This is a genomic window from Acinetobacter ihumii (assembly GCF_900625095.1).
Lineage (GTDB): Bacteria > Pseudomonadota > Gammaproteobacteria > Pseudomonadales > Moraxellaceae > Acinetobacter > Acinetobacter ihumii.
Window position 1 is genome coordinate 2,596,324 of the sequence record NZ_LR130760.1, and the last position, 14,103, is coordinate 2,610,426.

The window sequence follows — 14,103 nt, forward strand, 5'->3', positions numbered from 1 at the left end:
TCTTCTATCCAGACTAAGCTTAGAGATGGTATAAATTTTGCCTATATACTCTAGTTTAGTCGATAAGGACCGTTCGGTGATTCATCCTACAAATAAATGGGAAGCCTTGGATGCACATTTACTCCAAGTGCTCTATGTTCTTTTGACAGAAAAAAGTGTCTCGAATGCAGCCAAGCGACTGAATCAATCCCAACCTGCGATAAGTACCGCTTTAAAAAAACTCAGAGAAATTACCGGTGATCAGTTATTGGTTCGTAGTCGTAATGGCATGACTCCGACCGAAAGAGGATTGTCTTTGCTTGAGCCAGTCAGTCAGGTACTAACCCAGCTTGAACTGATTGCGACCCAGCAAGTCAATTTTGATCCAGCACAATCACGTCAGGTATTTAATCTGGCAGCATCAGATTATCTCAATCCTATCGCGATTGGCGAAATTTTACGTCGAATACATGTGGAAGCACCTCATTGCACCGTCATTATGCATTCGATGGGACACAATGTAGATTATGCCCATGCCTTGGAAAGCGGCATGTATGATGCAGTGATTGGCAACTGGCCGCAGCCTCCTGAATATTTGCGTCTTGCACCATTGTTTGAAGACGAAGTGGTGTGTCTGATGCGTAAATCACACCCATTGGCTCATAAAACCCTGTCTATTGATGATTATATCAATGCAGATCATATTGCACCGACGCCTTATACGGTGGGACAACGCGGTGTCATTGATTTACATTTATCCAAAGAACGCCTGAAACGTAACATTGTGGCTTTTATTCCTTACTTTGGAATGATTCCTTATATGTTGCTACAACTTGATGCGATCTTTTCTGCACCGCGATCATTTTCTCGCCATTATAGTGCATTACTGCCTTTAACTATTTCTGATGCACCTATTCAGTTTCCTAAAATATCTTATTATCTGCTTTGGCATGAAAGGCAACACCGTTCGCCCGAGTTTCGCTGGTTTCGAGAGCTTGTGATTTCAGTGCTCAGAAACGATAGTCATGTTGCAAATTAATCTATTTTATCTGCCAGAATCTATACAACCCAAAGCATATGCCCTATAGATTTCCTCTAAGATCATCCTGCTCATGATGCTCTAAGCCCTGATTTTCTTATATGTGAGATAAACCATGCATCATCTTGAAGAGATTTTGCATGGTTTTTTATTATCGCTATTTTTTATGAAATGAATAGAACATTATATTTTTTTTAACATATACAACATTGCATATTTCAATATTACTTTCTTTGGTAGGGAATTTGCCTTTATCAGCAGGTCAGATCATTTTGCAATGGGGCAAAAGTGATTGTTAAAAGTGAGCTGTGATCAGTATTGAGCTGCGAACGCGCACTTGAATCTTAGAAAGTTGATGAGGGGAAATGTGCAATGAACGTATTACAACAACGTAATGCATTAAAAACTTGGGGTATGAGTGTTGTGGCTGCTCTTGGGGGAGTGATCGCAATGCAATCGGTAGAGGCAGCAACATGGAGTAATAATTCGATTGGCTGGCGTTATGGTACTCAATTTGCTGAACCGTTCAAAAACGAAGCCGATGGTAGCCGTATTGATATTACCAAACAAATTTTTAACCTGACCCATGCCAGTGGCGACAAATATGGTTCTAACTTTTTTAACGTAGATTTACTTCAATCGAATGATGAACCAAATTCTACTCAATCGAATGGTAAAGGTGCTCAGGAAGCCTACGTGGTGATTCGTCGCTATCTGGATTTGGGCGCAATTACCAAAACTGATTTGTCAGTACCGGGTTATATCCGTGGGGCAGGTTTAACCGCAGGTTTAGATTGGAATACTAAAAATGACAGTTATGCGTCTAAAAAACGCATGTGGGTGGTTGGACCAACCATCAAATTTGATGTCCCTGGCTTTTTAGATTTTAGTATCTTGGCATTATTTGAAAGTAATGATCCTTCATCTTCTACACCGCGCTTTGGCTATTCTTCTGGGCGTTATAGCTACGATACGCATGCTGCTGCACAGTTTACATGGGGCATTCCAATTGGCAAAACACCTGTGTCATTTGAAGGATATGCGCTTTGGATTGATGATAAGGGTAAAAACGAATCAGGTGGTGACACTAAAGCAGAAACCCATATTGATGCTCGCGTCATGTATGACTTAAGTTCAGTAATTGGACTTAAAGGCAGTAAATTACGCGCTGGTGCGGGTTACGAATACTGGAAAAATAAATTCGGTGCAGATACCAATGGTTTTGCTGGAAAAGGTGCAACCGCCAGCACACCAATGGTTCGTGTAGATTACCAGTTCTAATTTAATAAGAATCAAAGACATCGGGTTATGCCTCTAACCAAAATTGGCGGTTCATAACCCTTTGATCTCCTGAGTTTGATTTTGGGAAAAGAAAAATGACTGAAGCTACAGCAAACGAACAAGATCTTTATTTTCTGAGAAAAACCTTTGAATTGGCAGAACAAACCAAACAACAGGGTTTACATCCATTTGCGGCGATTGTGGTCAATGATCAGGGAGAAATTGTGACTCAAGCGGGTAACAATTCTCTTCCTCCTACAGGTGATCCCACCCGACATGCAGAAACCATTGCCGCAGGTCAGGCCGCCCGAATTTTACCATTGGAACAGTTGCGTCATTGCACTTTATATACCAACGCCGAACCCTGTGCGATGTGTTCAGGTGCTATTTACTGGACAGGCATCGGTCGCGTGGTCTATGGCATGAGCGAAGCACAATTGCTTGAAATCACAGGCAATCATCCTGAAAATCCGACCTTATCCCTCCCGTGTCGTCAGGTGTTTGCCAGTGGTCAGCGCAGCATTCAGGTGATTGGACCTTGTTTGAGTGAAGAAGCGGCTCAGGCACATTTGGGATTCTGGAATTAACGAATACTAAGGTCTTTCATTATTTAATTTTTTAAATAATCCCTATTTCATTGTTTCACTTATTTCGCACTGGCATGTCCCTTGCTTCAATACCATTATCCATTGATGTGTCATTTTGGCTGAAAATCTGTCACATCCGAATCCACTGACTTCAAGAGATGACAAGATGGCACAACTTCCCGATCCAGTCTCTGCCGAACCAACCCAAGCTCCGACTGAACAGAAAACCAGTATGTCCATACAACAAAATCGACTGGAATTAATTAATATTACCAAGCGTTACGGCAATCTTGTCGCCAATAATCAGATCAATTTACACGTCGCACCGGGTGAGATTCATGCCGTCCTAGGTGAAAATGGTGCGGGTAAAAGTACGCTCATGAAAATTATTTATGGCGCAGTCAAAGCGGATGAAGGCGAGATTGTCTGGAATGGGCGTTCGGTCAGTATTGAAAATCCTGCTGCAGCCAGACGTCTGGGAATCGGGATGGTTTATCAACACTTTTCCCTGTTTGAAACCTTGACGGTGGTTGAAAATATTGCGTTAGGGCTGGAGGGGAAATTTGATCTTGATGCATTGTCACAACGCGTGATTGAGGTTTCGGAAAAATATGGATTGCCGATTGATCCCAAACGTACGGTGTACAGTTTATCGGTCGGAGAGCGGCAGCGGGTCGAAATCGTTCGCTGCTTATTACAAAATCCCTCATTGCTCATTTTGGATGAACCGACCTCAGTCCTGACCCCTCAAGCGGTTTTAACCCTGTTCGAAACATTACGCCGTTTGGCCAGTGAAGGGGTTTCAATTTTATATATCAGTCATAAGCTGAATGAAATTCAAACCTTATGTGACACTGCAACGATCTTGCGTGGTGGACAGGTGACTGGCAATGCGATTCCAAAACAGGAAAGCACTGCTAGCCTTGCCAAAATGATGATTGGACGTGACCTGCCTGCCTACGACCATCCTGTTTACATGGGGGAAAGCAAGCCAATTTTTCAGGTGAAACAATTGAGTGTCAAGGCACAGGATATTTTTGGCACCTCCCTGCATGATATTCAATTCAGTGTCAATTCAGGTGAAATTTTAGGAATTGCGGGTATCTCTGGTAATGGTCAGGCTGAATTACTGACAGCACTCTCTGGTGAAATGACCACCCATAAAAATGACGTGATTTTAGAGGATCAAGCCATTGGGCATTTAAACGCTGGTCAACGCCGTTCTTTAGGTTTTGGCTTCGTACCTGAAGAACGTTTGGGACGTGGTGCAGTGCCTGCCATGAGCTTGACCCAAAATGCCTTACTCACCGCTTTTCGTCAGGGCTTTGTGCAATATGGGCTGGTCAGTTATCAAAAAGCGCGTCAGTTTGCCCAAATCTGTATTGATAAATTTGCAGTTAAAGCATCGGGTACAGAAGCGACGGCACGTTCCCTTTCAGGTGGTAACTTACAAAAATTCATCGTAGGACGTGAAATATTACAACGTCCCAAAGTCATGGTGGTCGCGCAGCCGACATGGGGCGTCGATGTCGGTGCGGCCGCATTTATTCGACAAACCTTAATTGAGTTATCACGACAAGGTGTGGCCATTGTGGTGATTTCTGAAGAACTGGAAGAGTTATTTGAAATTAGCGATCGAATTGCGGTGCTCGCGGGCGGGCGCCTGAGCGAAGCGCGCGCAGTCGCAGAGACCAATTCCGAAGCAATTGGCTTGATGATGTCTGGATTAAATCAATCCTCCGAACAACAGCACGGATACAGTGCATCGGTTTAAACCTATGCCATTTTAATGGGGCGAAATACATGCATTTACTTGAACCTCGGGATCATCCCTCAATTTTAATGAAATGGCTCTCACCTTTAATTGCATTGGTGGCTACGCTATTGGTGGGTGGATTGGTTTTTCTGGCATTAGGAAAAAATCCGCTTGAAGCATTTCAGGTGTTTTTTATTGAACCTCTATCTAGCTGGTATGGCTGGAGTGAGTTGATCATTAAAGCCAGTCCGCTCATTCTGATTGCCTTGGGTCTGGCGGTGGGCTTTAAAGCACGTATTTTTAATATTGGTGCAGAAGGTCAACTGATTATGGGGGCTATCTTTGGGGGTGGGCTTGCCATTGCTTTTCAGGGAACCTCAGCATTCTGGGTATTACCTTCTATGATCATAGCGGGTGCAATTGGTGGTGCGTTGTGGGGGGCGATTCCCGCATTGTTAAAAACTCATTTTAATGCACAGGAAACCCTGACCACTTTAATGCTGAATTATATTGCGACCTTTATTTTATTGTATCTGATCAATGGACCGTGGAAAGACCCGATGGGGATGAACTTTCCTCAATCTGTCATGTTTGATGACGGCACCTTATTTCCAATTTTATTTGAAGGTACACGCATTAATGCACTGATTATATTGACTGTATTTGCTGTATTTGCATTTTGGTTATTCAATAAACGCAGTTTTTTATCCTACAAACTTGAAGTCGGAGGGCAAGCCCCTGATGCAGCCCGTTATGCAGGCTTTTCAGCCAAACAGGCAATCTGGTTTAGCTTAATGATTTCAGGTTGTATGGCGGGTATTGCAGGGATTGGGGAAGTCGCAGGTCCAGTGGGGCAATTAAATCCAAATATATCGCCGGGCTATGGTTATGCCGCCATTATTGTGGCGTATTTAGGGCGTTTAAATCCAATCGGTATCGCCCTATCGGGTTTCTTAATGGCATTGCTATATATCGGTGGAGAAACTGCGCAATTGAACCTGCAACTTCCCGCCGCGATTACAGGACTATTTCAAGGGATGTTGTTGTTTTTCTTATTGGCATCAGATGCTTTTATCGAAAATCGCTATCGCTTTGGCAAAGTCAAAACGGTGAAGCAACCTTCTTCAACTCTCCCTTCTACAGAAACGGCATAGGAGTCGCGCATGATTGATTTAGTTCCGATTTTGGCAGGTACTTTGGCTGCTGGTACGCCGCTTATTTTTGCTGGAATGGGTGAGTTGGTTGCCGAGCGCACAGGCGTCATTAATCTGGGCGTGGAAGGCATGATGTTGATTGGTGCTATTGCAGGGTTTGCATTTTGTGCCAGTACAGGACTTGGACCTTCGGCAGGCTTAATTGCAGGCGCATTGGCTGGTATGGCCGCGGCACTCATTTTTGCCATTTTGGCGCTGTCCTTGGCTGCGAATCAGGCTGCTTGTGGTCTGGCACTCACCATTTTCGGTGTGGGACTTTCTGCCTTTGTTGGACAGCATTTTGTCAGTAACAGTCTGGAAGGGCTTAAGGCCTTAGATATTCCAGTGTTATCTGATCTACCTTTTATTGGGCCAGTGTTGTTTCATCAAAATTATGTGGTGTATCTGTCGATTGTTACTTTCTTGGTTATTTGGTGGGTGTTGGATAAGACCAAACTGGGTTTGTTACTTAAAGCGGTAGGAGAGTCACCAGAATCGGCACATGCCATGGGCTATCCTGTACTCTTGATTCGCTATGGCGCGGTACTCTTTGGCGGTGCCATGGCAGGGATTGGTGGCGCATTTCTTTCAACTGTCTATACGCCACTTTGGGTCGAAAATATGGTAGCAGGACGTGGCTGGATTGCCATTGCACTGGTGGTTTTTGCTGTCTGGAAGCCAGAACGACTGATGGTCGGTGCCTATTTGTTCGGCGGTGTGACTATTTTACAATTCCATGCCCAAGCGTTAGGGCTAGATCTTCCAGTTGAGTTGTTGGCATCATTGCCTTATTTAGCCACGATTTTAGTGCTAGTGGTTATTTCACGTGACAAGAAACTATTGCAAATGAACTTACCTGCCTCCTTGGGTAAATCGTTTATTCCATAATCAACCTGCTATATGGCTCAAAACTGACAGGAGTTAGCGAAAAATATTCCTGTCAGTTTTGTTTAAATATTGACCAGTCAAACACTAGGTAAAAAGTGTAACTGTCAGAAAAATCACTACTCAGACAAATTTAAAATATGACAAAAAAATTAAATATTTTAAAAGACCAACAAAAAGAGCAGGATAATTTTAATTATGTAGTCATTCTAAAAATTATTTGCTTATTTTTTAGTAATTAACTCAAATTAATAAAAATTTGTATTCAATGAAAGAATTATTCATAATGCATTTATTGCAAAACGTGACATAAATTCTGATTTAGTCCTTGCATCCAGATGATTACAAATCATTTAAGTTACCCTCTGGATGTGCTTGAAACGCATCCTTTTTCATGCCCAACCATTCTCTTATGGTTGGGTTTTTTTTGCATGAAAAGTATCTAAATTGAATCTAAAAAAATAAAACCAGTGAATCAGGCGCGAATGATTTGACCTGTTATGGCATCAATAATTCGGCTGGGTTGTTGGCTTAATCCCAGATCACCATTCAAATAATGAATTGAGGATCCAAAGTAGTGATGTGCTTCTTGTAATGAACGCGCAGGTTCCAAACCCGCAGGATTGGCACTGGTCGAAACAATAAAACCATTAAAGGCACTACACAGCGCAACACACAAGGCATGCGTCGTAACACGTACGGCCACTTGGCTGTGTTGACCCGTAATCCAGGATGGAATGTGTTGTGAATGAGCTGGAAGTAACCATGTGGTTGCGCGTTCAGTCACACGACGATCACTCCAGCTTTGAATTACTTGTTCACGTTGGGCAGCAGCCAGACCGTCGAGTAAATGGCTTACTTGATCAATATGACCTGCGAGCAAAATTACCCCTTTTTCAATTGGGCGCTGTTTCAGTGCTAAAATTTGATGAAATGCCTGTTCATTGAATGGATCACATCCTAAACCCCATACAGCCTCAGTAGGATAAGCCAACACATTACCTTGAGTTAAGCACTGTGCTGCTTCTGCAACGGAGGTGGTCAGCATAATAGCGTCCTAGTTTTATTCACACAGTGCGTATTGTGAACGTTAATAGGCTGCTCGGCAACGTTGATAGAGTCCAGACTGTTGAATACACAATCCTGTTAATTCGAGTTCCATTAATTGTGCTGTGAGTTCGGCTGTTGAACCTGTAAACTTTTCTGCAAGCTGATCCAGTCCTTGACCGATCCAGTCCAGTTGTTGATATAAGCCAACTAAATGTTCTGGAATATGGGAGGATGAATCCTGAGAGGGTTGTTGATCGTGCAATTGAGTTTTCTGATTGATGTGCCACTGCGTTGGAAGCGCCAAATCTTCAATCAACTGCTCAGGATGATCGACTAAAATTGCGCCTTCACGTATCAGTTGATGGCAACCCTGATGAAACTCACTATAAATATGCCCCGGAATCGCAAAAATTAATTTTCCCTGTCTGGCGGCTTCATTGGCAGTAATCAGTGAACCGCTTTTTTGTTTGGCTTCGACCACCAATACACCCAAACTCAGACCGCTTACAATTCGGTTGCGCCGTGGAAAGTGATGTTGCAGTGGGGGAGTGCGCGGTAAAAATTCAGTAATGACTGCGCCTTGTTGTGCAATTTGTTGACGTAATGTTTGATTGCTGGCTGGATAAGTCGCATCTAAACCCGTACCCATGACCGCAATCGTGCGCTGATGTTGCAAAGCCCCCTGATGTGCAGCTTCATCGATCCCGTGTGCCAAGCCGCTTGAGACAAAGAAACCTTTTTCACTTAAATAAAACGCAAAATCATAAGCAACTTGACGACCGTGTGGACTGGGTTTACGGCTACCTACAATTGAGATCTGCGGTTGCAATAACGCATCGAGTTGACCTTGCCCGAAAATAATCGGTGGACGATCCTCATAAGGTAATAGTTGCGAGGGATAGGCGGTATCTTCAGGGGTAACGATAAAATCGGTATGTTGTTTCACCAGATCTATCAACTTGGCAAAGTCTTGCTGCCCTGTTTCTGTTTGAAAGTCCTGAACCCGTTTTAAATGACTGGCATGTAAACCAAGTTGTGACCATTGCGCCAGATGGGGTGCTTGAACGGCTTGTTCACAACTTCCAAAATAGTTCCTGACTTTTTCAAATGCAGACAGCGAATGTTGCAGCAAATACCACACCGCGATGGTGTGGTAATGATGGGGTGCTAAATGCTTTAACATGAGACCACACTTTAATCATCAAGTCGTGGCGGCAACAACTCTGCACCGACTTTAATCGGTAATGAACTTTCTAAAACATAGGCATAGCTTAGTTGGTCAAAGGTTCTAAACACCATTAACGTACCGACTTTTTGATTTGGAAGTTTGATCCGTTCTTTTGTTTTTGGATCTTGAACGGTTTCGCCCTGTTGATAAATCGCGAAGATATGCCCAGCCTGAACACCATCTAAACGACCACGATCAATGGTCACCACACTATGTTTTGCAGCAGAACCAATTGAACCCATGACCCGAATAATTTGCCCACCTTGAGTGACCTGATTGGCTTCGGTTGGATAGAACAGTGTCGGTAACATAGCTTCTTGTTCAAGCATGACCAGATCACCACGACGCACTTCAGCATTATAGCTATCGGTCAGCTCCATGGTGGTAATATCATTGTCTGTCTGAGTCGCAATGCCTGATGCTACTTGTAATAGTTCTAAGCCTACAGTATGTTTTTTACCTTTGGCATCAGTCAATACATAAGGTTCGCCCTTACGGTACACCGCATAGCGTTGACCTGAAGTTAAGCCTTGGCCACGAACGTAGACACTTTGACCTTTACCTGCCAAAACACGCTGATCCGCCGTTCCTAAAATATAAGGTGTGTTTTCAACACTATCGCTGGCAACAATGGCAGTACGATCTAGCCACTGTTTAATATGATCGAGTGGAATGACAGGAATACTATTGCTGAGTTGTTCAATCCGAACTTGAGGCTGTAGTGTGGTACGTCCCGAATAACGACGGATAATGCCTTCACAGCCATCCCCTTCATCACGTCCAATCAGTGGACGACCATCCAAGGTACACAGTAATAGGCGATCTCCCGGATAAATCCAGTGTGGATTTTTGACGTGTTTATTACTTGCCCAGATTTCAGGCCAACGCCAAGGCTTGTCTAAAAATTTTCCTGAAATATCCCATAAGGTATCGCCTTTTTTGACCACATAGACATGGGGCGCACCCACTTTTAGCGCAGGTGGGTTGACATTCGGGCTAGCTGCATAGCTCACGCTTACCCCAGCCAAACCAAGACCCGTACAAATCGCAAGGGCGATACATTGTTTTTTGAACCCCAAGGCATGAAATGATCGAATGCCGTACAAAACCTTTTTCATTATCATAATTCCTAAAATTATGCCTGTAATTACGTTATAATAAACACAATACATACATTTTTTTGATCAAGCTTTTTCCTTCATTGGTTTTCTAATCAATGGTTGAAGTGAGGATAATCATATGGCCTTATTACCTATTTTAAGTTTCCCAGATCCCCGCCTGCGCACCATTGCTAAGCCAGTTGAAGAAGTTACCGATGAAATTCGTCAACTTGCAGCCGATATGTTTGAAACCATGTATGAAGCGCCCGGTATTGGTCTGGCTGCTACACAAGTGGATCGTCATATTCAGCTGATTGTCATGGATTTGTCTGAAAATAAAGACCAACCCATGGTATTTATAAACCCCAAAGTTACTCCACTCACTGAAGAAACTCAGCCTTATGAAGAAGGTTGTCTCTCAGTGCCTCAAATATACGACAAAGTTGAGCGTCCGTCACGTGTCAAAATTGAGGCAATTAACCTTGAAGGTCAGGCATTTGAGTTAGAGGCTGACGAACTTCTCGCTGTTTGTATCCAACATGAAATGGATCACTTAAATGGCAAGTTATTTGTCGATTATTTATCGCCATTAAAACGCCAAAGAGCACGTGAAAAAGTTGAAAAAGTGGTGCGTCAACGTGAGAAAGTCGCGGTAAAGCGTTAATTTCAAAAACTTGTGTCACAACAGCCCAATTTTGATTGGGCTTTGTTATACTTGCCGTCGAAAAAATGTTGAGATGAACGTTTTGCTGTTACGAAGTGGGTTACTGCTGGGTTTCGCCGCAGTGTTTTTACAGATTGCGGTGTTTCTACAACCGCTGTTACCGAAGCAATATCAAATTGCTCCGGTCTGTGAAACTATTACCCAAGCGTTAATGCTGACTGAAACTCAAGCGTCTGCTGATCATTCTCTACATTCACCGACGCAACACATGCATCATGAAATGTCTGCAACATCCATGCACTCACATGGTCATGATCACCACGATGCGAATCATCAATGTCAGTATTGTACAGTCTATGGCAACCTGATTTTGCCGCCAGAGCTTGAAGTGAAAGAAGTTCTGACGCGTATCCAGATTCGTCTGCTGGCTTTCCAGCAATCCTTCCGTCATGTTTATTTTGCGCTACAACGCCTCTTCTTACTGCCGCAAGGTCGGGCACCGCCTGTTTACGCATAAATCAATCACATTGCGCTAGTGCGTTTTACGGCACTGGTTTTGTGCTGCTCATGTGCAGCTTATTTATGTTTTGAGATAAACAGAGATGACTCAACCTCAATTTTTATTACAGCCGTTATCAGCTGCGATTTTGGTCGCGATTTTACCCAGTTCTGTATTTGCTGTAGATGATGTTCAACCCAAAAAAATGGCACCCATTGTCGTTACAGCTCAGGATACCTTATCAAACGGGCTGGTGATTCAAGCGGATCCAAAACAGCCTATTCAGCCTGTTCCCGCAACAGATGGCGCAGATTATTTAAAAAGTATTATGGGTTTTAATCAGATTAAAAACGGAGGCACCAATGGCGATGTCACTTTCCGTGGCATGTTTGGTTCTCGTATTAAAATTCTGACGGATGGCACTGAAAATTTAGGTGCTTGTCCCGCACGTATGGACGCACCGACGTCTTATATTAATCCTGAAAGTTATGATCGAATTACGGTCATTAAAGGACCACAAACCGTTCAATATGCCAATACTGGCTCTGCGGCAACGGTCATTTTTTCACGTGAACCTGAGCATTTAAGTGCAGACAAGTCTTACCGTGGGCAAGCCAGTGTTTTGATCGGCTCTTATGGTCGCTTAGACCATAACGTAGAAGCTGCGGTGGGTGATGAAACAAAATATATGCGTGTTAATGCCAACCGTTCAGAATCAAACAGCTATAAAGATGGCGATAATCAGAAAGTACCTTCTGCTTGGGAACGCTGGAATACCGATCTAGCTTTAGGTTGGACACCTGATCAGGATACTTGGGTTGAACTCAAGGCAGGTAAAGGAGATGGTGAAGCCATGTATGCGGGACGCGACATGGATGGCTCACAGTTTGCACGAGAAAGTTTAGGCTTACATCTAGAAAAACGTCATCTCACTGAACATATTCAGAAGCTTGAAGGTCAAGTCGACTATAGCTACAACTCACATGTCATGGATAACTATACATTGCGTACCCCACCCATGACACATAACATGATGACCCATCAGATGGAGCCGAATCCAGCCTCAATGGAAGTGACACGCCGTACCTTAAATGCACGGATGGCCATGACCTCACAATGGGACAAATTTAGTCTGATTTCGGGTGTAGATATGCAGCAAAATCATCGCGGTGGAGATATGAAATCCAGCATGATGAATATGCCAATGAGTACCGATATGAAATTCTATTCTTATGGTGCATTTGGTGAACTGACTTATCAGTTAAATCCACAACATCAACTGGTCACAGGCGCACGACTTGATCAAGTTAAAATTGATGCACTCAAATTAAATGATGATCGCAGTGAAACCCTACCGAGTGCCTTTATTCGTTTGGAAAATCAACATCCGAACCATGCCGCAAAAAGTTATATTGGTTTAGGGTATGTGGAACGTGTCCCAGATTATTGGGAATTATTTAGCACCGCACATGGCAATACAGGCATGTCCAAGCCAACATTTAATGATCTAAATACCGAAAAAACGCTGCAATTAGATCTGGGATATCAGCAACAATATGGCGCGTTAAGTCTATGGACTTCTGCCTATGCGGGGCTGATTGATGATTACATTTTAATGAGTTATCACAATCATCCAAATACAGGTGGACATGGTCACGGTTCAAGTTTTAGTGCTGGTGCAAAAAATGTAGATGCAACCATTGCAGGGGCTGAAGCGGGAATTGGTTATCAAATTTCAGATCGGCTTCAGACCGATTTAAGTGCAATGTATGCATGGGGCGAGAACACCACCACCAACAAAGCATTGCCACAAATTGCACCTTTGGAGGCACGACTTAATTTACGTTATGTGACAGATAAATACAGTTTGGGTGCTCTATGGCGCGTAGTAGCGAAACAAGATCGATATAGTTTGAATCAAGGTAATATCGCAGGTTATGACACAGGTGAAAGCAAAGCATTCAATACACTCTCCTTAAATGCGTCTTATCAAATCTTAAAGGATGTTGATTTAGCGATTGGGGTGGATAATGTGTTAGATAAAGCCTATGCGGAACATTTAAACAAACTGGGCAGTGCAGGTTTCGGTTATGCTGCTAATCAACAGTTCAATAACATAGGACGTAACTATTGGGCACGCGTCAGTATGAAATTCTGATTTTGTAAAGTTGAGTTTTTTTAATTTTTATGGAGCACGTCCATGCGTGAAAAACTGTCCCCCGAAAAATCAATTTGGGGTTGGAAGCTATTAATCATCGCGATTATTTTAGCCTTTTTGTTTATGTGGGTATTTTATCTGGCGTTAAATAATGAACCTGACTATATGCCAAGTCATAAACAAAAACAGATGCAAATGCAGCATCAAATGCAGTCGGATGCTGCAAAAGATGATGCAATGCCGATGGATATGAAAGATATGCCAATGCATCATCAGCACACCGAATCTTCTTCAGATTCCCATTAATTAAAATGAAAGAGATGACAGAGTGTTTAGATGCTCTGTCATCTTGCTGATGCGCATTCAGTATGATGCTTTTTGCTTTTAGTGAAAATGTAATTTAAAACAATAAGTTAAAAATAATTTTTGAAAAAACATTCCAATATATTTAAAAGATTAAAATGAATTTATGAGAATTTTAAAATAATTAAGCAAATAAAATCAAATATTTAAATTAATTTAAGCTTAAAACATAGACACTCGGACTAACAATATTAAAAAAAGGTATTGCGTTGGAGTGAGGATGCTGTAGAATGCGCACCTATCGGCGGCGAGCTAGATAAAAACTTGTTGAAAAACAGTGTGTTGATTGGGTATTAGTGGTTTTACACTGAGATTTGATTG

Annotated in this window: 13 protein-coding genes; 10 read left to right on the forward strand and 3 right to left on the reverse strand. The window is 42.7% G+C overall.

Annotated features, from left to right (window positions below; translation table 11 throughout):
• The first annotated feature begins 76 nt into the window (after positions 1–76).
• The 6 genes from E0D95_RS12230 to E0D95_RS12255 all read left to right on the forward strand — a co-directional run bounded on the left by E0D95_RS12230 (position 77) and on the right by E0D95_RS12255 (position 6,723).
• A complete protein-coding gene (locus E0D95_RS12230) occupies positions 77–1,018 on the forward strand; it encodes a LysR substrate-binding domain-containing protein (RefSeq protein WP_130804064.1) in 942 nt (313 codons plus the stop codon).
• A gap of 372 nt (positions 1,019–1,390) precedes the next feature.
• Positions 1,391–2,299: an outer envelope protein gene (locus E0D95_RS12235; RefSeq protein WP_130804065.1), complete on the forward strand. Its 909-nt coding sequence runs from the start codon at positions 1,391–1,393 to the stop codon at positions 2,297–2,299.
• Between the two features lie 95 nt (positions 2,300–2,394).
• The gene (locus E0D95_RS12240; RefSeq protein ID WP_130804066.1) at positions 2,395–2,886 is read left to right on the forward strand and encodes a nucleoside deaminase; all 492 of its coding nucleotides are present in this window, start codon (positions 2,395–2,397) and stop codon (positions 2,884–2,886) included.
• 232 nt (positions 2,887–3,118) lie between these two features.
• A complete protein-coding gene (locus E0D95_RS12245) occupies positions 3,119–4,660 on the forward strand; it encodes an ABC transporter ATP-binding protein (RefSeq protein WP_431830764.1) in 1,542 nt (513 codons plus the stop codon).
• Positions 4,661–4,689: 29 nt separating this feature from the next.
• A complete protein-coding gene (locus E0D95_RS12250) occupies positions 4,690–5,796 on the forward strand; it encodes an ABC transporter permease (protein ID WP_130804068.1) in 1,107 nt (368 codons plus the stop codon).
• A 9-nt stretch (positions 5,797–5,805) separates the two neighbouring features.
• Positions 5,806–6,723, forward strand: coding sequence for an ABC transporter permease (locus E0D95_RS12255; protein WP_130804069.1), 918 nt, complete (start codon positions 5,806–5,808; stop codon positions 6,721–6,723).
• Positions 6,724–7,195: 472 nt separating this feature from the next.
• On the opposite strand, the gene E0D95_RS12260 is transcribed toward E0D95_RS12255, so the two are convergent.
• The 3 genes from E0D95_RS12260 to E0D95_RS12270 are packed head-to-tail and all read right to left on the reverse strand — an operon-like array spanning position 7,196 to position 10,116.
• Positions 7,196–7,768, reverse strand: a complete 573-nt coding sequence (locus tag E0D95_RS12260) for an L-threonylcarbamoyladenylate synthase type 1 TsaC (protein WP_130804070.1) — start codon at positions 7,766–7,768, stop codon at positions 7,196–7,198.
• Positions 7,769–7,810: 42 nt separating this feature from the next.
• On the reverse strand, positions 7,811–8,953 hold the full coding sequence (gene dprA, locus E0D95_RS12265; protein ID WP_130804071.1) for a DNA-processing protein DprA: 1,143 nt from the start codon (positions 8,951–8,953) through the stop codon (positions 7,811–7,813).
• An 11-nt stretch (positions 8,954–8,964) separates the two neighbouring features.
• On the reverse strand, positions 8,965–10,116 hold the full coding sequence (locus E0D95_RS12270; protein WP_130804072.1) for a LysM peptidoglycan-binding domain-containing protein: 1,152 nt from the start codon (positions 10,114–10,116) through the stop codon (positions 8,965–8,967).
• Between the two features lie 121 nt (positions 10,117–10,237).
• Between E0D95_RS12270 and def the strand changes: the two genes are divergently transcribed.
• From def to E0D95_RS12290, 4 genes are all read left to right on the forward strand, one after another.
• Positions 10,238–10,762 carry a peptide deformylase gene (gene def / locus E0D95_RS12275; RefSeq protein WP_130804073.1) on the forward strand — a complete coding sequence of 175 codons (525 nt, stop codon included), beginning with the start codon at positions 10,238–10,240 and terminating at the stop codon, positions 10,760–10,762.
• A 73-nt stretch (positions 10,763–10,835) separates the two neighbouring features.
• Positions 10,836–11,279 carry a DUF2946 family protein gene (locus E0D95_RS12280; protein WP_130804074.1) on the forward strand — a complete coding sequence of 148 codons (444 nt, stop codon included), beginning with the start codon at positions 10,836–10,838 and terminating at the stop codon, positions 11,277–11,279.
• Between the two features lie 85 nt (positions 11,280–11,364).
• Complete coding sequence (locus E0D95_RS12285; RefSeq protein ID WP_130804075.1) at positions 11,365–13,419, forward strand: TonB-dependent copper receptor; 2,055 nt, start codon at positions 11,365–11,367, stop codon at positions 13,417–13,419.
• 42 nt (positions 13,420–13,461) lie between these two features.
• Entirely contained in the window at positions 13,462–13,725 is a 264-nt protein-coding gene (locus E0D95_RS12290) for a hypothetical protein (RefSeq protein WP_130804076.1), read from the forward strand.
• Positions 13,726–14,103 lie beyond the last annotated feature (378 nt).

Bases quoted from the DNA above. Each gene is read 5' to 3' on its own strand.
- dprA (WP_130804071.1), bottom strand. From the start codon at position 8,953: ATGTTAAAGCATTTAGCACCCCATCATTACCACACCATCGCGGTGTGG.
- E0D95_RS12290 (WP_130804076.1), top strand. From the start codon at position 13,462: ATGCGTGAAAAACTGTCCCCCGAAAAATCAATTTGGGGTTGGAAGCTA.
- E0D95_RS12245 (WP_431830764.1), top strand. From the start codon at position 3,119: ATGTCCATACAACAAAATCGACTGGAATTAATTAATATTACCAAGCGT.
- E0D95_RS12240 (WP_130804066.1), top strand. From the start codon at position 2,395: ATGACTGAAGCTACAGCAAACGAACAAGATCTTTATTTTCTGAGAAAA.
- def (WP_130804073.1), top strand. From the start codon at position 10,238: ATGGCCTTATTACCTATTTTAAGTTTCCCAGATCCCCGCCTGCGCACC.
- E0D95_RS12255 (WP_130804069.1), top strand. From the start codon at position 5,806: ATGATTGATTTAGTTCCGATTTTGGCAGGTACTTTGGCTGCTGGTACG.
- E0D95_RS12285 (WP_130804075.1), top strand. From the start codon at position 11,365: ATGACTCAACCTCAATTTTTATTACAGCCGTTATCAGCTGCGATTTTG.
- E0D95_RS12280 (WP_130804074.1), top strand. From the start codon at position 10,836: ATGAACGTTTTGCTGTTACGAAGTGGGTTACTGCTGGGTTTCGCCGCA.
- E0D95_RS12235 (WP_130804065.1), top strand. From the start codon at position 1,391: ATGAACGTATTACAACAACGTAATGCATTAAAAACTTGGGGTATGAGT.
- E0D95_RS12250 (WP_130804068.1), top strand. From the start codon at position 4,690: ATGCATTTACTTGAACCTCGGGATCATCCCTCAATTTTAATGAAATGG.
- E0D95_RS12260 (WP_130804070.1), bottom strand. From the start codon at position 7,768: ATGCTGACCACCTCCGTTGCAGAAGCAGCACAGTGCTTAACTCAAGGT.
- E0D95_RS12270 (WP_130804072.1), bottom strand. From the start codon at position 10,116: ATGAAAAAGGTTTTGTACGGCATTCGATCATTTCATGCCTTGGGGTTC.